The sequence below is a fragment of the Streptomyces sp. NPDC046985 genome (genome assembly GCF_040644415.1).
Taxonomy (GTDB): domain Bacteria; phylum Actinomycetota; class Actinomycetes; order Streptomycetales; family Streptomycetaceae; genus Streptomyces.
In genome coordinates, this window is sequence record NZ_JBEYWK010000015.1 from 11,662 (window position 1) to 29,656 (window position 17,995).

Below are 17,995 nucleotides of genomic sequence, written 5' to 3' on the forward strand. Positions count from 1 at the left end.
GAAAGACGTTCGCCAAGGGGGCGGACGGGCGGGGCCGGGAGTGGTGCTCATCCCCGGCCCCGCTTCGCACCCCGGCCATTCAGCAACCGCACACCCCGCCTCCTGGCGCCGGTCACGCGCCGGTCAGCCGGCGCCGGAAGAACGAACGGAGGAGCCGGCGAACCGGCCGCCTCCTCCGTCCTCACAGGGCCCGTGACCAGGAGACAGCCATGACCGGCGCCACCGCACTCGCACGCCCCGCACAGCCCGGGGCGCCCGCCCGCTACACCGTGGCCCTGGCCCGCGACGAGGCGGACGTACGCGCCGCACAGCGGCTGCGGCACGACGTCTTCGCCGGGGAGATGGGCGCGCTGCTGGCCACCGAGCGGCCCGGCCTCGACGCCGACCCCTTCGACGCGCACTGCGACCACCTCCTCGTGCGCGACACCGCCACCGGGACGGTCGTCGGGACCTACCGGCTGCTGCCCCCGGAACGCGCCGCGAGGGCCGGACGCCTCTACTCCGAGGGCGAGTTCGACCTGACGGCCCTGGCCCCGATCCGGCCCGGCCTGGTCGAGGTGGGCCGCTCCTGCGTGCACCCCGACCACCGCGACGGCACGGTGATCGGCCTGATCTGGGCGGGCATAGCCCGCTACATGGTCGACCGCGGCCACGAATGGCTGGCCGGCTGCTGCTCGGTCCCGCTCGCCGACGGCGGCGCGCTCGCCGCCGCCACGTGGAACCGGGTCAGCGCCCGGCACCTGTCGCCGCCGGAGCACCGGGTACGGCCGCTGCTGCCCTGGATCCCCCCGGCCGCCGCGCCGTCCCGCGCCCGCACCGAGCTGCCCGCCCTGCTGCGCGGCTACCTCCGCCTGGGCGCCTGGGTGTGCGGCGAACCCGCCCACGACCCCGACTTCGGCGTCGCCGACCTCTATGTGCTGCTGTCGATGCGCCGCGTCGACCAGCGCTACCTGCGCCACTTCCTCTCGCTGGCCCCGGCCCGGTGAGCGTCTGGCTGCCCCGCGCGCCCTGCATGCGCGGGACGTGCGTGGAGGCGACCGGGTCGGCGGCGGCCGCGCCGCGGGCCGTGCTGCGGCTCACCGCGCTCGCGCTCCTGATCCTCGCCGCGGTGGCGCTCACACCGCTCGCCCGGCGGATCCCCGCCGCCTGGACCCGGCGCTGGTGCCGGGCGGTCGTCCGGGCCGCGGGCGTCCGGGTCCGCGTCACCGGCGCGGCCGCCCCGTCCGGCGGTCTGCTGCTGGTGGCCAACCACGTCTCCTGGCTGGACGTGCCGCTGCTCGCCGCCGTGCGCCCGGCCCGGATGCTCGCCAAGGCCGAGATACGCCGCTGGCCGGTCGCCGGACCGCTGGCCGCCCGCGGCGGCGCCCTGTTCATCGAACGGGACCGGCTGCGGGCGCTGCCCCAGACGGTCGACCGGATCGCCCGAGCGCTGCGGTCGGGCGACGCCGTCGCGGCCTTCCCCGAGGGCAGCACCTGGTGCGGCCGGGCCGAGGGCCGCTTCCACCGGGCCGTCTTCCAGGCCGCACTAGACGCCGGGGCGCCGGTCCAGCCGGTCCGGATCCGCTACCGCACGCCCGGGGGAGGGGCCAGCACCGTCCCGGCGTTCGTCGGCGACGACTCCCTGCTCGCGTCGCTGTGGCGGGTGGCCTCGGCCCGCGCGCTGCTCGCCGAGGTCGAGGTGCGGCCCGTCATCCCGCCCGGCGCGCACCCGGACCGCCGCGCCCTGGCGCGGGCGGCCCGGTCCGCGGCGGCGGCGGGGCCGCACCGGACGCACGCGTGCGCGGCGGACGCGGCGCCGCCCGCGGCGGGCGGCGGCCGCGTCCGGCCGCGCGGCTCAGACGCGGCGCACGGTGTGCAGCGCCTTGGCGTAGGTGCCCGTCCCGTCGAGCAGCGAGGCGCCGCCGAGGTCCCCCATCGTGGGGCCGTCGACGGTCTTGCGGCTGGACAGGAAGCGGCGCTTGCCGGCCGCGTCGAGGCCCAGGTACATCCCGACGTGGTCGACCGTGACGGTGGGGTGGTCGTCGCCTGAGTCGGCGTTGAACAGCACCAGGTCCCCGGCCTGGAGCAGCGCCGCGGCCGGCGGCGACGTGCCGTCGGTGCGGTCGACGACGACGCCGGGCGCGTAGTCGACGATGTCGCGCGACTTGCGCGGGATCCGGGTCCCGGAGGTGTCCGCCCCCGCCGCCAGCGGCACGCCCATGTGGTAGCCGTACACCATGCGGGTGTAGCCGGAGCAGTCCATGTTGCCGACCTGCTTGCTGGACGGCGGGGTGTACGTGCCGTCGGGGAAGGTCCAGCCGACGTTCATGTACTCGTGGAAGTCGGCGCCCTCGTAGCGGTAGCCCTGCGGGTCAAGGTAGCCGTAACCGGACTCGCCCAGCACCTGCCTGCCCTTCGCGGGGCCGTCCCCCGCGGTGACCGCGGGAGCCCCGCCGAGGAACATCGCCGCGTACGCGAGCACGTCCGGCGCGGTGGATCCGGCCCAGGCGCGGACGGTCTGCTCCAGGTCCGCCGTCCACGTGCCGTCGAACGGCTTGGGCAGCACCCGCACCCAGTCGCCGTGGGTGACGCTCGGCGGGGTGTCCCAGTTCGCGGCGTCCACCTCGAAGCGGCTCACCCGCAGCGTGACCGGCAGGTTGGTGCACCCGTCGTTGGCCAGGGCGCGCAGGCCCACCCGCCCCTTGCCGAAGGTCGTGTCGGCGGTGTCCACGGCCCACGCGGCCGGTTCGGCCGCGTCCGCGCGCCACGCCTTGGCGCGGATCCGGGCGCCCTCGCGGCGCACCCGGATCGTCCAGTCCGTGCCCGCCGGGCTGTTGGAGGTCAGGGTGACCGTCGAGCCGAGCTGGGTGACGGCGTCGGCCACCTCCTTCTCGACGCGCAGCTCCACGGCGCCGGTGGTCAGGAAGGACAGCCGGGCCCGGTAGTTGTTGTGCGAGTCCTGGTAGCCGAAGGACAGCGCGTACGAACACGCCTGGCCGGCAGGCGTCTTGTCGAACCGGGCTATGGACCGCGCGTCCACGTCGGTGATCTCGTCGTCGCGCAGGCTCGCGTGACGGCTGGCGTAGTCGGTGGTCAGCTTGATGAGGCCGGCGCCGGGCGTCACGGAGTAGTCCGTGTCCGCGGGACCGAGCGTGGACCAGCTTCCGCCGCCCGGGGAAGTGCCCCAGTACGCGCGCTGGTCCACGGGCAGCGCGGTGTCCGGCAGCGTGCGCCCGAAGTCGTCCACGAAGGGCCGCTTGTTCTCGGCGAACGTTCTTCGCGGGCCTGGCAGCAGGACGGTCCGGGCGCCCTGTGTCAGCAGCGCCACCCGTCTGCCGCCGGAGGTCACCTCGGTGCGGGAGGGCGTGCCGGAGAGCACCGTGGCGGTGAGCGGAGAGGCCAGCGTCAGCGCCGAGAAGTAGGAGGCGTCCAGCGCCGGAAGCGTCACCGAGGACCGGGCCGCGGTGAGGCCCGTGGGCGCGGGCAGCGGGTCCACGACCGTCGGTGCGGCGTCGGCACGGGCCGGGGCGGTGGCCAGGGCGCTGAGCGGAACGGCGGCGGCGGACACGGCGATGGCGGCCAGCAGGCCGCGTCGGGAGGTGAAGTGAGCGTCAGTCATGGGGTCATGATCCAACACGGTGGGAGGCCGCCCGTCCGCCGGGCTGTTCCTGTCCGGACCGGACGTCGCGGCGGGCGGGGCCGGTGCTCCGTGAACCGGCCGCCGAATCAACGGAGTTCAGCGCTCGTCCGTCCTCCGGGCGCCGGCCGCGGGCGCCGTGAAGACGTCCGCGAGCCGCCGGTAGGAGTCCAGCAGGGCCGCGCGGTCGTAGGTGCTCGTGGTCACCAGGACCTCCTGCGCGCCCGTCTCCTTCAGGACCGTCTCCAGTTCCGCCGCGACCTCCTCCGCCGTGCCGGCGATGTGACCGGTCAGGCCGGACTCGTAGAGGTCGCGCTCCTTGCGCGTCATCGGCAGCGACGCGACGCGCTCGGCGGGCGGCAGCGGCGGGAACGTGCCGTGGGTGCGGGCGTGGGCCGCCGACCAGGCCTCGGGGAGCAGCAGCCGCTCGGCCTCCCGCTCGGTGGCGGCCACGGCGACCGTGCCCGAGACGACGACGTACGGTTCGCGCGCCCAGGCCGAGGGCCTGAACGACGCGCGGTAGCGGTCGACGCCGCGCAGCAGCCGCTCGCGGCGGCGCAGGTCTCCGATGACCAGGGGCAGGCCCGCGCGGGCTGCGGTCGCCGCGCCCTCGCCCATGGCCAGGACGAAGGGCGACGGGCGCAGCCCCTCGGCGGGCCGCGCGTGCGCACCGGTCGGCGACGTCCCCTCGAACCAGCCCAGCAGCTCCGCCACCTGCTCCGCGAAGTCCTCCGCGGCGTCCCGGTCGCGCCCCAGCGCCCTGCGCACGCCGTCGGTGAAGCCGACCGAGCGCCCCAGGCCCATGTCGACGCGGCCGGGAAACAGCGCCTCCAGCACGCCGAACTGCTCGGCCACCACGAGCGGCCGGTGGTTGGGGAGCATCACCCCGCCCGTGCCCACCCGGATCGCACGGGTGGCCGCGGCGACGGCGGCGGCCAGCACCGTCGGCGCCGATCCGGCGACGCCGGGCACGCCGTGGTGCTCGGACACCCAGAACCGGTGGTATCCCAGCCGCTCGGCCTCCTGGGCCAGCCGCACGGTGTCGCGCAGGGCCTCGGCGGCGGGTCGGCCCTCGCGGACGCGGGAGCGGTCGAGCACGGAGAAACGGGCGGAGCAGACAAGGGAACTCACACCGGCTCCAACACGCGCACCCGCCCCGGACTTCCCGCGAGCGCCCGCACGGAGTCCCGCCGGGTCAGCCCGCTCCGGGCCACGGGCCGTCCGGCTCCGGGCCCCAGTACTCCGGCCCGCCCCCGCGCCAGTCGATCAGCGGAGACACCGACACCTCGACGGGGTCGACGTCGAGACCGGCGCGGCGCAGGAACTCGGCGACGTCCGCGACGCTGTACGCCAGCCCCAGGATCTCGCCGTTCACGCGGACGCGCCGGCCGCCGGTGGGGGAGGGCGGGTGCACGGTCACGGGCAGTGCTCCGGACATGTTCCCAGCATCGGCCGCGGCGCCCCGGCCCGCATCCGGACCTGCCTCTCCGGGACGCCGCTGCCGGGGCGCCGGTCTCCCGCCCCAGCAGCGACCGCGCTCGGCTCTCTCCGTGCGGTCAGCCCGCGTCCTCGATCCGGAAGCCGACCTTCAGGCCTACCTGGTAGTGCTCGATCTGGCCGTTCTCGATCTGGCCCCTGACCTGGGTCACCTCGAACCAGTCCATGTTGCGCAGGGTCTGCGAGGCGCGGCTGAGGGCGTTGCGGATGGCCGCGTCGACCCCCTCGTGCGAGCTGCCGACGATCTCCGTGACCCGGTAGGTGTGGTCGGTCATGCGGGTGCTCCTCTCGCGGACGCCGGCGACGCACGGCCGTCCGTGCGTCGCGCGTCACTCCACCGTGCCGTATGCGGCGACGGAGCGCGAGAGGTGCGCCCGGCGCCTGGAGGCGCGAGAGGTGCGCGAGGTGACCGAATTACGCCTTGACCGCAGCATTGGTCCATACCAAAATCCCAGCACGCTTGAACAAGCCCCGTACGCGCCACCCAGTCCGGACCTCTCCCCGTCCCTCTCACAGAACAGGACCCGTTCGTGAGACGTCGCCTCCTCGCCCTCACCTGTGCCTCCGTCTGTCTGGCCGGCGGCTGCGGCGTCCTGCCGGGCAGCGGCGGCGGACAGCACACCGTCACCGTGTGGCTGATGCAGGACAGCGCGTCGCCGGACTTCCTGCGCCGCTTCACCGCCGACTTCGAACACGCCCACACCGACCTGCGCCTGAACATCCGCATCCAGCAGTGGACCGGCATCGGGCCCAGGGTGCGCGCGGCCCTCTCCGGCGCCTCCGGCGGCGGCCCCGACGTCATCGAGGTCGGCAACACCCAGGTCGCCCAGTACGTGGACGACGGCCGGCTGACCAACCTGACGCTGGAGTCGATGCGCGACTGGGGCATGCAGGACTGGCTCCCGGGCCTCGCCGAGCCGGGGGAGGACGACTCCGCGCAGTTCGGCGTTCCCTGGTACGCCGCCAACCGCGTCGTGATCTACCGCAAGGACCTGTTCCAGAAGGCGGGCGTCACGGCGCCGCCCCGGACCCGCGACCAGTGGCTGGCCGACACGAAGAGACTCAACTCGGGCGCGGTCCAAGGGATCTACCTCGCCGGACAGGACTGGTACACGCTCGCCGGCTTCGTCTGGGACGAGGGCGGCGAACTGGCCACGCAGAGCGCCAACGTCTGGACGGGCGCCCTGGACTCCCCGGCCGCCCTGCGCGGCATGGACTTCTACCGGCGGTTGCAGGCCCTCGGCGACGGCCCCGTCGGCGCCGACGAGGAACACCCGCCGCAGGCAGGCGTGTTCGCCCAGTCACAGGTGGCGCAGATCGTGGCCGTTCCCGGGCTCGCCCAGGCGATCGTGCGGAAGAATCCCGCTCTCAAGGGGCGCCTGGGCTTCTTCCCCGTGCCCGGCCGGACGGCCGCACGGCCCGGGACCGTCTTCACCGGCGGCTCCGACCTGGTCGTCCCCAGGAACACCGGCGACCGGGACGGCGCCGTCGCCGTGGTGGCGGCCCTGACCGGCGCCAAATGGGACACCGAACTGGCCCGCACCATGAACTACGTCCCCAACAAGACGACGCTCGCCCCGGCTGTCGCCGCGGAACAGGGGGTCGCCGCCATGGCGGCGGGCGCCGCGCACGGCCGGGCGACCCCCAGCACACCCCAGTGGGCGGCCGTGGAGGCCGACAACCCGATCAAGCAGTACATGACCAGGGTGCTCGGCGGCGCCGACCCGCTGACCGAGGCCCGCCGCGCCTCCCAGCGGATCACCCGCGAACTGTCGCCCGACACTGACTAGGCGCCCAAGGCGCCCAAGGCGCTCCAGTCGTCCTAGGCGCCGGGTCAGGGCCCTCCCGGACCGGCCGGGAGGGCCGGGGCGTCACCGCACCCTGCTCAGCGACAGCGCGAACCGGCTCTCGCCGTCCGTCCACCAGTCGGTCAACTCCAGTCCCACGGAGTCCAGTTCCGCTGCCACCTTCTCCTTGCGGAACTTCGACGACACCTCGGTCCGCAGCTCCTCGCCCGCGGCGAAGTCGACGGCGAGGCCCAGGGCGGGCACCTTCACCGTCTGCGCGGTGCGCGAGCGCAGCCGCATCTCGATCCACTCGTGCTCCGGGTCCCAGACGGCCACGTGGTCGAACGCGTCCAGGTCGAAATCGGCCTCCAGCTCACGGTTGACCACGGACAGCACGTTCTTGTCGAAGGCGGCCGTCACCCCGGCCGCGTCGTCGTACGCCCGCACCAGCACGGCCTCGTCCTTGACCAGGTCGGTGCCGAGCAGCAGCCCGTCGCCGGGGGAGAGCAGCGCCCGCGCCCCCGCGAGGAACCGCGCCCGCTCCTCGGGCAGCAGATTGCCGATCGTGCCGCCGAGGAACACCAGCAGCCGGGGGCCGGGCGTGTCGGGGAGTGTGAGCGGGGCGGTGAAGTCGGCGATGAGGCCGTGCACGTTCAGCTCGGGCCGCTCGGCGGCCAGCGCCTGACCGGCCTGCTCCAGCGCGCTCTCGCTGACGTCGACGGGGACGTAGGTGTGCAGCCCGATCAGCGCGTCGAGCAGGTGCCGCGTCTTCTGCGAGGAGCCGGAGCCCAGTTCGACGAGCGTCCGGGCGGGCAGCGCGGCGGCGATCTCCTCCGCGCGGCGGGCGAGGATCTCGCGTTCGGCGCGGAACGGGTAGTACTCGGGCAGTTCGGTGATCCGCTCGAACAGGTCGCTGCCGCGGGCGTCGTAGAACCACTTCGGCGGCAGCGTCTTGGGAGTGGAGGTCAGGCCCTGCTGGACGTCGGCGCGCAGCGCGGCGGCCATGGCGTCCTCGGGCAGCGTGCGGGTGACGTGGAAGGCACTCACGTACGGGGCTCCTCGTTCGGGGCGGGCGCCAGGTCCTCGGCGAGGTCCTTGAGCGGGGTCAGCAGAACGTCCTCGCGGCTCGCCGAGACCAGGGTGCGGTCGGGGACCGTCAGCCAGCGCGGGTCGTCGTCGTACGGCTCGGAGGCCACGACCGCGCGGCGCCCGGGTTCGGCGAGATACCACAGGGTGTCGCCCCAGGCGGTGGCGGTGATCGTCTCGCCGTCGGTGAGCAGCAGGTTGAGCCGGGAGCCGGGAGCGGCCGAGGCGACGTCCAGCACCGTGTCGCCGAGCGCCTGGCCGGGGTCGTCGCCGGCCCGCAGCCGGGCCAGCGCCAGCGCCCACACCAGCGCGGAGTCGTTGCGGGCCTCCAGGGCCAGCAGGTCCCGCGGCGGCAGGGCGCGGGACACCTCGGCGAGGGCGTCCGGCCAGCCGGCCACGGCGCCGTTGTGGCTGAACAGCCAGCGGCCGGAGGCGAAGGGCGCCGCGGCGGCCTCCGCGTCCGCGCCGGCCAGCGTCGCGTCGCGCACCGCGGCGAGCAGCGCCCGGGTGCGCACCACCCGGGCGAGGTCGGCGAAGGACAGGTCCGCCCAGATCGGCCCGGCCCGCCGGTAGCGGGCCGGGGCCGGATCGCCCGGGGCGTACCAGCCGACCCCGAAGCCGTCCGCGTTGACCGTCCCGTACCGCTGACGGCGCGGCGCCCAGGACTGCCGGTACAGGCCGTGCGGCGGCTCGACCAGGAGCCGGCCGATCGACTCCTCGTCGCCCAGATAGGCGAAGTGACGGCACATCAGCCCTCACCCGGATCGGCTGAGCGGGCCGTGCGGAAGCCGGAGAAGATCTGCCGCCGCACGGGATAGTCCCAGTTGCGGAACGTGCCCCGGCAGACCACCTGGTCGACCGCGAACGACCCGCCGCGCAGCACCTTGCACTCGGGGCCGAAGAACACCTGCGAGTACTCCTTGTACGGGAAGACGGCGAACCCCGGGTAGGGCAGGAAGTCGCTCGACGTCCACTCCCACACGTCCCCGATCAACTGCCGTACCCCGAGCGGCGACTCGCCCGCCGGGTAGCTGCCCGCCGGGGCCGGGCGCAGGTGCCGCTGGCCGAGGTTGGCGTGCTCGTGGGTCGGGTCGGCGTCGCCCCACGGGTAGCGCGTCGAGCGGCCGGTCGCGGGGTCGTGGCGCGCGGCCTTCTCCCACTCCGCCTCGGTGGGCAGCCGGCGCCCGGCCCAGCGGGCGTAGGCGTCCGCCTCGTACCAGGACACGTGCAGCACCGGCTCGTCGGCCGGCACCGGCTCGGTGACGCCGAAGCGCCGCCGCAGCCACTGCCGGCCCTCCCGCCGCCAGTACAGCGGCGCGTAGAGGCCCTGCCGCCGCAGGTGGTCCCAGCCCTCCGGCGTCCACCAGCGCGGGTCGTCGTACCCGCCGTCCTCGACGAACGCCGTGTAGGCGCCGTTGGTCACCGGGGCGGTGTCGATCCAGAACGCCGGCGTCTCGCGCACGTGCGCGGGGCGTTCGTTGTCCAGCGCCCACGGCTCGGTCGACGTGCCCATCGTGAACGGGCCGCCGGGCACCAGGACTTCGGGGGGTCCGGTGAACGGCGGAGCCGGGTCGGGGTCCGGCGCGGTCAGGGCCTGGGGGCCCTGTCGAAGCTGATGGGTGATCAGCATCGTCTCGTCGTGCTGCTGTTCGTGCTGGGCGATCATCCCGAAGACGAAACCGGCCTCGGTCAGCGCCGTCCCGTGGAACGCGGTGGACTCCAGTACGTCCATCACCCGGCCGCGCACCTCGGCCGCGTAGCGGCGGGCCTCCTCGGGGGCCAGCAGCGGCAGCGAGGGACGCGCCGAGCGAGGGTGCTCGAAGGCGTCGTAGAGGCTGTCTATCTCGGGGCGCATCGCCTCGCGCCCGGCCACCGCGCGCAGCAGCCACAGCTCCTCCTGGTTGCCGATGTGGGCGAGGTCCCACACCAGCGGGGACATCAACGGGGAGTGCTGGGCGGTGAGGTCGGGCCCCTCCACGCAGGTGGTCAGGAGCGTGGTGCGCTCCCGCGCCGCGACGAGCGAGCCGAGCGCGCGCTCGCGCAGCGCCTCGGCGCCGGGCGCGTCGTGGGGTGCGGCGGGGTCGGTCATGAGCGGATCTCCTTCCCGGGGATGCGGCGGTCCGGGTCGCGCAGCCGGTCGAGCACGTCGTCCGCGGGACAGCGGCCCCTGCTGACGTAGCGGTCCAGGTACGCCCGGACGGCGCCCGTGACCTCCTCGTCGGCGCCGAGCCGGGGCAGGGCGTCCAGGGCCGCGGTGAAGCAGACGACCGCCGCCTCGTGCAGCTCCGGGTCGGCGAGCCCGGAGCGGGCCGCGTCCACCCACAGCGGGTTGTGCGGCGCGGACCTGCCGTGCGTCCGCTCGGCCAGCGGCTTCACCGCCCGGTAGGCGGTCTCCGCGGCCTGCGGGTCGTCGAACAGGGCCGCCGTCACCGCGAGCGGCACGATCCATCCGTCGTCGCCGGGCTGCGCGTCGATCATGCGCAGCTCCAGGTGGCCCCGCGGTCTGACCGGCGGGAACAGCGTGGTGAGGTGGTAGTCGAGGTCCTCCTTGGTCGGCGGCCTGGGCAGGCCGGAGCGGACCCAGTCCCGGAAGGAAAGACGCTCGGGAACCTCCCAGGGGCCGTCCTCGGACCGTACGCACATCACGGGCGCGTCCAGCACGTGCCGGGCCCAGGCGACGGACGGGTTCCCGGACAGCGGGGGCGCGCCGGCGCGGTCGGGGCCGATGTCCGTCCACAGCCGCTGCCGGGTGGAGAGCCAGCCGGTCGGCCTGCCGTCGAGCAGGGGGGAGTTGGCGAACGCGGCGACGAGCACCGGGCCCACCCGGTGCGCCATCCACCACCGCCGTACGTGGCCCAGCGGCCCGGGTTCCTCGTGACCGGCGTCCAGGCACACCTGCACCGAGGCCGAGGCGCGCATCATGTGCCGCCCGGCCGGGCCGCCGCGGTCCAGGGAGGCTTCCAGCGCGTCGTAGCGCCGCTCGCGCAGGAACCGGTCGGGCGTGTGCCACGGTTCCGTGCCGAGGCCCACGAGACGCAGGCCCTTCTCCGCCAGAACCGCGCGCACGGCGCCGAGATCGGCGGAGACGGCGCCGACGCACTCCGTCAAGGAGGCGGCGGGCGACGAACTCAGCTCAAGCTGACCGCCGGGTTCGACGGTGAGCGCCGAGTCCAGGGGCGCCGACCGCAGGGCGGCATAGGCCGCTCGCAGGCGTTCGGGCGCCACGGGGAGCGCCGGCCCGTCCAGCTCGTGGACGAGCCATTCCACTTCGACGCCGAGGGCGCGCGGCGGGCCGGTCTTGAAGCAGATGCCGCTGACCAGGGCCTCGACCTCGGCTTCGGTGAGGGCGGTACGGGGGTCCGTACAGCCGCCTGCCGAATCTGACATGTCGGGATCCTCCTGAGATTCCACCATGCCACCGGCCCGGGATCGATGGGCCGGGACGCGGACACACCGTCCCACCCAAGACCCTCGAACCGATTCGCACAAGGATGCGGAACGGATCTATCGTGCCCTGTCTCCTCCGTTTCCGCGATGTCTGCCGGCGCTCGATGATCTCGTCACCGCGCCCGGCGGGGCTCCCAAGGGTGTTCCCCGAACGGGATGATCCATGGCACGTGAAGTCTCCGATCGCGCGCGACGCGGGCGTGAGCGCGACGGGCGAGCCCGCGCGACGGGCGGTTCCGGCGCGCGGGGGCCCCGAACCGGCGGCCCATCCCGATCCGTGCTGTTCCGAACGGGTGATGTACGTCACCTGACGTGCCGGTCTTCCGCGACGACCGGGGCGCCCCGGCGACACGGCCTCCCGTACGTCCTCGCTCCCGTACGTCTTCGCCGCCGCCGTGCGCCGACGGCGGTTCAGGGGCGTCAGCTCCAGCCGTACCGCTCCCGCAGCCGGTGCACGACCGAGTTGAAGCGCATCCGGTCCAGAGCGCACGCCTCGCGCCGCATGCCGTCCTCGTGCAGCCGCAGCACCCGGTCCACGGCCACCCATGAGTCGCGTCCCGACCGGTCCCAGGGACCGCTGCCGATCGGCACCCATTCCCGGTCGCCGTCGTGTTCCTTGCTGGAGAGCGGGACGGCGAGCAGGGTGCCCGCGGCCTCCCGGGCCACCACAAGCACCGGGCGGTCCTTGCCCCGCCCGTCGTTCTCCTCGAAGGGCACCCAGGTCCAGACGATCTCGCCGGGGTCGGGGTCGCCGTCGTGCGCGGGCGCGTAGGCGGTGCGCACCTGACCGACCCCGCGGGGGTCGGCTTCGGCGGTGGCGGAAGGGCCGTGCCGGCCGGGCACGTCGTCATCGGTGAAGGCAGTCACGGGTGCACCCTAGAACGCGACGTCGCGGCCACGGTCCTCGGGTGACCGTTCCTGATGTCAGCCCGACGTACTGTCAGTTGGCAGCGGACTCTCTCAACTCCCCTGGACCGCCAGCAGCCTGCGCAGCCATGCCCCGCGGGCCGCCTGTGCGGCCTGGGACAGCGCGGCCTGCGGTGCGAAGCCGTCGGAGCCGTGGAACCCGCCCGGCCAGACGTGCAGTTCGGCGACCCCGCCGACCTGCCAGATGCCGGAGGCGTAGGCGACGACCTCGTCGCGGAAGGTCTCCGCCGACCCCACGTCGAGCAGCGCCGGGGGCAGTCCGGAGAGATCGTCGGCGCGGGCCGGAGCGGCGTACGGCGACACCCGCGAGCCGCCGCACCGCTCGCCGAGCAGCGCGGTCCACGCGGTCTCGTTCGCCGTGCGGTCCCAGGTGCCGACGCCCTCCATCTGGAGCGCGGAGGGGGTGTCGTTGCGGTCGTCGAGCATGGGGGACATCAGCATCTGGCCCAGCGGACGCGGACCGCCGCGGTCCCGCAGCAGCAGGGCCGCCGCCGCGGCGAGGCCGCCGCCCGCGCTCGCCCCGACGAGCACGATCCGCGCGGGGTCGCCGCCGAACTCCGCCGCGTGCTCCGCCGTCCACCGCAGGCCCGCGCAGACGTCCTCCACCGGCGCGGGGTGCGGATGCTCCGGCGCCAGCCGGTACTCCACGGACACCACGGCCGCCCCCACGTCCCGCGCCCACTCCAGGGCCATGTTCACGCCGAGTCTGTTGTCGCCCATGACCGTGCCCCCGCCGTGCACGTGGTAGAGCACCGGCCGGGCGGCGGCGGCCGGCGCCGTGGGGCGGCAGATCAGCAACGGGACGCCGGGAGCGCCCTCGGGTCCGGGCGCGGTCCGGTCCTCCGTCGTGAAGGCGCCGTCCAGGGTCAGGTCCAGCGCGGCCGCCAGCTCCATGGCCGGGCTCCGCCGGGCGGCGGCGAGGTCCGCCCGGGTCAGACCGGGCCGCAGCATGTCCCCGGCCTCCTCCAGAACGGCGGCGAGTTCAGGGTCGAACGGCGGCGGGACCGGCGTCATGGCGTCTCCTCACGCGGGGCCGCGATGCGCGGCGGACTGGGGCGGACTGGGTCGGGCTGGGGCGGACGGGCTGGGCGGAACGGCGATACGGCGAACGTGCCTCCGAGCGCGTACCCGCCCGCGCGCCCGACCCCGCCCCGCCGCGCGGATTTCCGCCGACCGGCCGGTGGCGGCGGGGCGACGCGCGGGACACGGCCGCGCGCCTTGACGGTGGGGGGCGCTCGAAGACCTAGGGCGTGTGGCGAAAGTCCCGTCCGCCCGGCGTGCGGACGACGCTGCTTTCGAAACACGCCCTAGCGTCGGGAGACGTCGGCCACAGTCCGGCGACGCAGGAGAACTCGGGCATACTCATCCCGTCCTCCCCGCAGGAACTGCGGCACAAGCTGGACGTGCTGCGCGGGCACTGCGAGGCCGTGGGGCGGGACTACGACGACATCCGCAAGACGTTCGTCTACACCGGCGAGGCGGCGACCGACGAGGACCACGACGCCCTGCTGCGGGATCTGGAGGGCTACGCCGGGCTCGGCGTCGCCACGGTGATCCTGGGCCCGCGCGTCGGCGACCCGGCGGGCTGGATCGACCGTTTCGCCTCCCGGGCCGTCCGCAGCCTCGCCGAACTGGCCTGACGCGCCGGGCGGGCGAAGAGAGGCGGCGTCGTACGGGGACGGCGCGAAGGCTCTGCGGGGGCAGTGCGAAGAGGGGCCGGAGCCTTCTCGGCTCCGGCCCCTCTCGCGATCCGGCTGACCCGGCTGATCAGACTGACCCGACCGGTTCAGCGGGTTCGGGTGGCTCAGGCGGCGTTCTCGCCGGCGTGGCCGTGCAGGAGGGCGACGACCTCGGTGAGCTGGCCGGCGACCTCGGCGTCGTCGATCGGGTGGGTCTCGGCGAAGCGGGTCAGGGAGCCGGGGATGGACAGCTTGATGTCCTCGATCACGCGGCCGCCGGCGACGCCCACGGACTTGCGGGTGTCGTCCTGCGCCCACACGCCGCCGTACTGGCCGAAGGCGGTGCCCACGACCGCGACGGGCTTGCCGCCGAAGGCGCCGGCGCCGTAGGGGCGGGACAGCCAGTCGATGGCGTTCTTCAGGACGGCCGGGATGGTGCCGTTGTACTCGGGGGAGAACAGGAGGAACGCGTCGGCGCCGCGGGCGGCCTCGCGCAGCGCGGCGGCGGTGGCCGGCACGCTGCCCTCGACGTCCACGTCCTCGTTGTAGAAGGGCAGCTCGCCCAGGCCCTCGAAGATCTGCACCTCCGCACCTTCCGGAGCGAGCTTGACGGCCGCTTCTGCGAGCTGGCGGTTGTGCGAACCGGCGCGAAGGCTGCCGACGAGCGCGAGGATGCGAACAGACATGGGGGACTCCAAGAGGGGTGAAACACTGCCGTAACGATCCGGACCGAGGTCCGTTTAATTTTCTACCAGAGCAACCGGACCGCGGTCCAGTTTTGTTCCCGATGCTTTACGCTGAGATCATGTCCAGCGCCCTGCCGCCGTTTCCCCAGCCCCAGGAGCCAGTGAAGAAGCCGGCTCCAGTCCTGCTCGACTTCGGCGCGGGCGTCGAGGAACCCGGCCTGCGCGCCGACGCCGCGCGCAATCGCGCCCGGCTGCTCGACGCGGCGGCGCGACTGGTGGCGGAGCACGGCGCGGCCGGCGTGACGATGGAGGCCGTGGCGGCCGCCGCCCAGGTGGGCAAGGGCACCGTCTTCCGCCGCTTCGGCGACCGTAACGGTCTGCTGACGGCGCTGCTCGACCACTCCGAGAAGAAGTTCCAGGCCGCCTTCCTCGCCGGTCCCGCACCGCTGGGCCCCGGCGCGCCGCCGGTGGAGCGGTTGCGGGCGTACGGCTGCGCGGCGCTGCGCCGGGCCGCCGACGATCTGGAACTCCAGATGGCGGCCGAACCGTGCCCGGACCGCCGCTTCCTCGTGCCGCCCCGCCAAGTCCGGTACGGCCACGTCCTGATGCTGCTGCGTCAGGCGGTCCCGGGCGCCGACGCCGAACTCCTCGGGCAGACGCTGATGGGCTATCTCGAACCCGCCCTCATCCACCATCTGACCCGGCAGTGCCACATGCCCATGGCCCGCCTCCAGGCCGGATGGCACGACCTCGTCCAGCGCCTGACCGGAACCGCGGACGCCGACTGACGGTCCAGCCTGGGCGGTCTGCGGTCTGCGGTCTGCGGTCTGCGGTCTGATGCCTGCCGTCTGCGGCCGTGACGTCTGATCCCCGCCGTCGCGGCCTGCCGCGTGCCGGACCCGGCGCCGACGACCTCATGCTCGGGCGGCTGCCGCGTCCGCGGTCGAGCACGGTGCGCCTCGACCTGCCCTCGGGCCGTCACCTCGCCGACCTGGTCGACCGGGCCGTAAGCCGCCCGGACGCGGCGCCCGAGCGGCACACGGTCCTGGGCGCGACGGTCGTCCACCGCGCGTCCACCTGACGCGCCGGGCCGTCCGTGGGCGACCGCAGCGACGGTCGCCCCGATCCGCGACCGTCACCCCGATCCGCGACCCCCGCTCTTGCGCCCTGCCGCCGGTCGCCCCGATCGCCGCGCTTACTGGGCGCCGTGTTCCGGCTGCCCCGGCTGCCCGTCGTCCTGCTGCTCGGCGACGGCCTTGCGCACCTCGTCCATGTCCAGGTCGCGGGCCTGTCCGATGACGTCGGCGAGGGCTGTCTCGGGCAGCGCGCCGGGCTGCGCGAACACCGCCACCTGGTCCCGGACGATCATGAGGGTCGGGATGGACTGGATGCCGAAGGCGGCCGCCAGCTCCGGCTGCGCCTCGGTGTCCACCTTGCCGAACACCATGTCGGGATTGTTCTCGGCCGCCTTCTCGTACACCGGTGCGAAGGAGCGGCACGGTCCGCACCAGGACGCCCAGAAGTCGATGAGGACGAACTCGTGCTCGGTGACCGTCTTGTCGAAGTTCTCCTTGGTCAGCTCCACGGTGCTGCTCATGCCGCACTCCCTCTTCCCGGTGCCTGCCGGCGCTCGCCGGTCCTTGCTGTCGCCTGCCGATGCACTGCCGCCCGCCGACGCGGAGAACGACGTCCCGCCGCACGACCGGCCGTCCGGGCCAACGCGGCTCGCACCAGGCGTATTCCAGCGTGCGTACCCGTGTGGCCGCCGCGCACACCACCCACCAGACTGGCCCCATGACGGAAACGGAAACCATCGCGTACGACGTCGTGGTGCTCGGGGCCGGACCCGTAGGCGAGAACGTCGCCGCGCGCACCCGCGCGGCCGGACTGTCCACGGCGGTCGTGGAGAGCGAACTGGCCGGCGGCGAGTGCTCGTACTGGGCCTGCATGCCCAGCAAGGCGCTGCTGCGCCCGGTCATCGCCCAAGCCGACGCGCGCCGCCTGCCCGGCCTGAGCGAGGCGGTGAGCGGGCCGCTGGACGCCGAGGCGGTCTTCGCCCGCCGGGACGAGTTCGCCTCGCACTGGCACGACGACGGCCAGGTGCAGTGGCTGGAAGGCATCGGCGCCGACCTGTATCGCGGGCAGGGCCGCCTCGCCGGCCCCCGCACGGTCACGGTCACCGGCCCGGACGGCGCCGTCAAGACGCTGACCGCCCGGCACGCCGTCGTCCTCAGCACCGGCACCCGGGCCCAGCTCCCCGACCTGCCCGGCCTGGCCGACGTGAAGCCCTGGACCAGCCGCGAGGCCACCAGCGCCCGTGAGGCGCCGCGACGGCTGATCGTGGTGGGCGGCGGCGTGGTCGCCGCCGAGATGGCCACCGTCTACCAGGCCCTCGGCTCCCAGGTGACCGTCCTGGTGCGCGGCAAGGGGCTGCTGCCCCGGATGGAACCCTTCGCCGGGGAACTGGTCGCGCAGGCGCTCACCGAGGCGGGCGTCGACCTGCGCCTCGGCGCCTCGGTGGAGTCGGTGACCCGGGAGAACGGCACGGTGGCGGCGGTCACCGACCGCGGAGACCGCATCGAGGCCGACGAGATCCTCTTCGCCATCGGGCGCGCCCCGCGCACCGACGACGTCGGCCTGGAGACGGTCGGCCGGGAGCCCGGCTCGTGGCTGCCGGCCGACGACACCCTGCGCGTGGAGGGCGCCGACTGGCTCTATGCCGTCGGCGACGTCAACCACCGCGCCCTGCTCACCCACCAAGGCAAGTACCAGGCCCGGATCGCGGGCGACGCCATCGCCGCGCGCGCCGCGGGCGATCCCCTGGACGCCCCCGCGCCCTGGGGCCCGCACGCGGCCACCGCCGACCACGGCGCCGTCCCCCAGGTCGTCTTCACCGACCCGGAGGCCGCCGCCGTCGGCCTGTCGCTGGCGGAGGCCGAACAGGCCGGCCACCGCGTCCGCGCCGTCGACGTGGACCTGTCCTCGGTCGCCGGGGCGTCGCTGTACGGGGACGGCTTCCGCGGCCGCGCCCGGATGGTGGTCGACTTGGACGCGCAGATCCTGCGGGGGGTCACGTTCGTCGGTCCGGGCGTCGGCGAACTGCTGCACTCGGCGACCGTGGCCGTCGCCGGGCAGGTGCCGGTGGACCGGCTCTGGCACGCGGTCCCGTCGTTTCCGACGATCAGCGAGGTGTGGCTGCGGCTGCTGGAGGCGTACCGCGACTGACCGGCGCCGCCGCAGCGGAACCGGGCCCCGGAGGCGGCCGTGCGT

General features: G+C 74.6%; 17 protein-coding genes and 2 pseudogenes. 7 read left to right on the forward strand and 12 right to left on the reverse strand.

Features of this window, described 5'->3' with window-relative positions; translation table 11 throughout:
* Positions 1–209: 209 nt before the first annotated feature.
* On the forward strand, positions 210–986 hold the full coding sequence (locus ABZ861_RS19980; RefSeq protein ID WP_361631851.1) for a GNAT family N-acyltransferase: 777 nt from the start codon (positions 210–212) through the stop codon (positions 984–986).
* Positions 983–2,029, forward strand: coding sequence for a lysophospholipid acyltransferase family protein (locus ABZ861_RS19985; RefSeq protein WP_361631853.1), 1,047 nt, complete (start codon positions 983–985; stop codon positions 2,027–2,029). Before ABZ861_RS19980 ends, ABZ861_RS19985 begins: the two co-directional genes overlap by 4 nt.
* Here ABZ861_RS19985 and ABZ861_RS19990 read toward each other — a convergent pair.
* From ABZ861_RS19990 to ABZ861_RS20005, 4 genes and pseudogenes are all read right to left on the reverse strand, one after another.
* Positions 2,000–3,598, reverse strand: a pseudogene (locus ABZ861_RS19990) (hypothetical protein); the annotation flags it as partial. The gene ABZ861_RS19985 and the pseudogene ABZ861_RS19990 sit on opposite strands and share 30 nt — an antisense overlap.
* A gap of 117 nt (positions 3,599–3,715) precedes the next feature.
* Positions 3,716–4,747 (reverse strand): LLM class flavin-dependent oxidoreductase, encoded by a 1,032-nt coding sequence (locus ABZ861_RS19995; protein ID WP_361631855.1) that lies wholly within the window; start codon positions 4,745–4,747, stop codon positions 3,716–3,718.
* A 64-nt stretch (positions 4,748–4,811) separates the two neighbouring features.
* Positions 4,812–5,054, reverse strand: coding sequence for a hypothetical protein (locus ABZ861_RS20000; protein WP_361631857.1), 243 nt, complete (start codon positions 5,052–5,054; stop codon positions 4,812–4,814).
* A 118-nt stretch (positions 5,055–5,172) separates the two neighbouring features.
* Entirely contained in the window at positions 5,173–5,388 is a 216-nt protein-coding gene (locus ABZ861_RS20005; RefSeq protein ID WP_361631859.1) for a dodecin, read from the reverse strand.
* Positions 5,389–5,643: 255 nt separating this feature from the next.
* Here ABZ861_RS20005 and ABZ861_RS20010 point away from each other — a divergent pair, with 255 nt between their 5' ends.
* Positions 5,644–6,903: an extracellular solute-binding protein gene (locus ABZ861_RS20010; RefSeq protein ID WP_361631861.1), complete on the forward strand. Its 1,260-nt coding sequence runs from the start codon at positions 5,644–5,646 to the stop codon at positions 6,901–6,903.
* A gap of 81 nt (positions 6,904–6,984) precedes the next feature.
* On the opposite strand, the gene egtD is transcribed toward ABZ861_RS20010, so the two are convergent.
* From egtD to ABZ861_RS20040, 6 genes are all read right to left on the reverse strand, one after another.
* The gene (egtD, locus tag ABZ861_RS20015; RefSeq protein ID WP_361631863.1) at positions 6,985–7,947 is read right to left on the reverse strand and encodes an L-histidine N(alpha)-methyltransferase; all 963 of its coding nucleotides are present in this window, start codon (positions 7,945–7,947) and stop codon (positions 6,985–6,987) included.
* The gene (gene egtC, locus ABZ861_RS20020; RefSeq protein WP_361631865.1) at positions 7,944–8,735 is read right to left on the reverse strand and encodes an ergothioneine biosynthesis protein EgtC; all 792 of its coding nucleotides are present in this window, start codon (positions 8,733–8,735) and stop codon (positions 7,944–7,946) included. The genes egtD and egtC overlap by 4 nt, the downstream gene beginning before the upstream one ends.
* Positions 8,735–10,075 (reverse strand): ergothioneine biosynthesis protein EgtB, encoded by a 1,341-nt coding sequence (egtB, locus tag ABZ861_RS20025; RefSeq protein ID WP_361631867.1) that lies wholly within the window; start codon positions 10,073–10,075, stop codon positions 8,735–8,737. Before egtB ends, egtC begins: the two co-directional genes overlap by 1 nt.
* Positions 10,072–11,373 (reverse strand): ergothioneine biosynthesis glutamate--cysteine ligase EgtA, encoded by a 1,302-nt coding sequence (egtA, locus tag ABZ861_RS20030; RefSeq protein ID WP_361631869.1) that lies wholly within the window; start codon positions 11,371–11,373, stop codon positions 10,072–10,074. The genes egtB and egtA overlap by 4 nt, the downstream gene beginning before the upstream one ends.
* 480 nt (positions 11,374–11,853) lie before the next feature.
* Positions 11,854–12,300, reverse strand: coding sequence for a type II toxin-antitoxin system PemK/MazF family toxin (locus tag ABZ861_RS20035; RefSeq protein WP_361631871.1), 447 nt, complete (start codon positions 12,298–12,300; stop codon positions 11,854–11,856).
* Positions 12,301–12,393: 93 nt separating this feature from the next.
* Positions 12,394–13,374, reverse strand: a complete 981-nt coding sequence (locus tag ABZ861_RS20040; protein ID WP_361631873.1) for an alpha/beta hydrolase — start codon at positions 13,372–13,374, stop codon at positions 12,394–12,396.
* A 236-nt stretch (positions 13,375–13,610) separates the two neighbouring features.
* Between ABZ861_RS20040 and ABZ861_RS20045 the strand changes: the two genes are divergently transcribed.
* Positions 13,611–14,000 (forward strand): hypothetical protein, encoded by a 390-nt coding sequence (locus ABZ861_RS20045; RefSeq protein WP_361631875.1) that lies wholly within the window; start codon positions 13,611–13,613, stop codon positions 13,998–14,000.
* 164 nt (positions 14,001–14,164) lie between these two features.
* Here the strand turns inward: ABZ861_RS20045 and ABZ861_RS20050 are convergent, their stop codons facing one another.
* Positions 14,165–14,725 carry an NAD(P)H-dependent oxidoreductase gene (locus ABZ861_RS20050; protein WP_361631877.1) on the reverse strand — a complete coding sequence of 187 codons (561 nt, stop codon included), beginning with the start codon at positions 14,723–14,725 and terminating at the stop codon, positions 14,165–14,167.
* Positions 14,726–14,844: 119 nt separating this feature from the next.
* On the opposite strand from ABZ861_RS20050, the gene ABZ861_RS20055 reads away from it, so the two are divergent.
* Positions 14,845–15,513, forward strand: a complete 669-nt coding sequence (locus ABZ861_RS20055; protein WP_361631879.1) for a helix-turn-helix domain-containing protein — start codon at positions 14,845–14,847, stop codon at positions 15,511–15,513.
* A gap of 113 nt (positions 15,514–15,626) precedes the next feature.
* Positions 15,627–15,806 (forward strand): annotated as a pseudogene (locus ABZ861_RS20060) (LacI family transcriptional regulator); the annotation flags it as partial.
* A 114-nt stretch (positions 15,807–15,920) separates the two neighbouring features.
* Here the strand turns inward: ABZ861_RS20060 and trxA are convergent.
* Positions 15,921–16,322 carry a thioredoxin gene (gene trxA, locus ABZ861_RS20065; protein ID WP_361631881.1) on the reverse strand — a complete coding sequence of 134 codons (402 nt, stop codon included), beginning with the start codon at positions 16,320–16,322 and terminating at the stop codon, positions 15,921–15,923.
* A gap of 197 nt (positions 16,323–16,519) precedes the next feature.
* Here trxA and ABZ861_RS20070 point away from each other — a divergent pair, with 197 nt between their 5' ends.
* Entirely contained in the window at positions 16,520–17,950 is a 1,431-nt protein-coding gene (locus tag ABZ861_RS20070) for an NAD(P)/FAD-dependent oxidoreductase (protein ID WP_361631883.1), read from the forward strand.
* Positions 17,951–17,995: the final 45 nt, after the last annotated feature.

What these genes read in the sequence shown, in the direction of transcription:
- ABZ861_RS20070 (WP_361631883.1), top strand. Translation starts at nt 16,520, where the DNA reads ATGACGGAAACGGAAACCATCGCGTACGACGTCGTGGTGCTCGGGGCC.
- egtA (WP_361631869.1), bottom strand. Translation starts at nt 11,373, where the DNA reads ATGTCAGATTCGGCAGGCGGCTGTACGGACCCCCGTACCGCCCTCACC.
- ABZ861_RS20040 (WP_361631873.1), bottom strand. Translation starts at nt 13,374, where the DNA reads ATGACGCCGGTCCCGCCGCCGTTCGACCCTGAACTCGCCGCCGTTCTG.
- ABZ861_RS20055 (WP_361631879.1), top strand. Translation starts at nt 14,845, where the DNA reads ATGTCCAGCGCCCTGCCGCCGTTTCCCCAGCCCCAGGAGCCAGTGAAG.
- egtB (WP_361631867.1), bottom strand. Translation starts at nt 10,075, where the DNA reads ATGACCGACCCCGCCGCACCCCACGACGCGCCCGGCGCCGAGGCGCTG.
- egtC (WP_361631865.1), bottom strand. Translation starts at nt 8,735, where the DNA reads ATGTGCCGTCACTTCGCCTATCTGGGCGACGAGGAGTCGATCGGCCGG.
- ABZ861_RS20005 (WP_361631859.1), bottom strand. Translation starts at nt 5,388, where the DNA reads ATGACCGACCACACCTACCGGGTCACGGAGATCGTCGGCAGCTCGCAC.
- ABZ861_RS20050 (WP_361631877.1), bottom strand. Translation starts at nt 14,725, where the DNA reads ATGTCTGTTCGCATCCTCGCGCTCGTCGGCAGCCTTCGCGCCGGTTCG.
- ABZ861_RS20000 (WP_361631857.1), bottom strand. Translation starts at nt 5,054, where the DNA reads ATGTCCGGAGCACTGCCCGTGACCGTGCACCCGCCCTCCCCCACCGGC.
- ABZ861_RS19980 (WP_361631851.1), top strand. Translation starts at nt 210, where the DNA reads ATGACCGGCGCCACCGCACTCGCACGCCCCGCACAGCCCGGGGCGCCC.
- trxA (WP_361631881.1), bottom strand. Translation starts at nt 16,322, where the DNA reads ATGAGCAGCACCGTGGAGCTGACCAAGGAGAACTTCGACAAGACGGTC.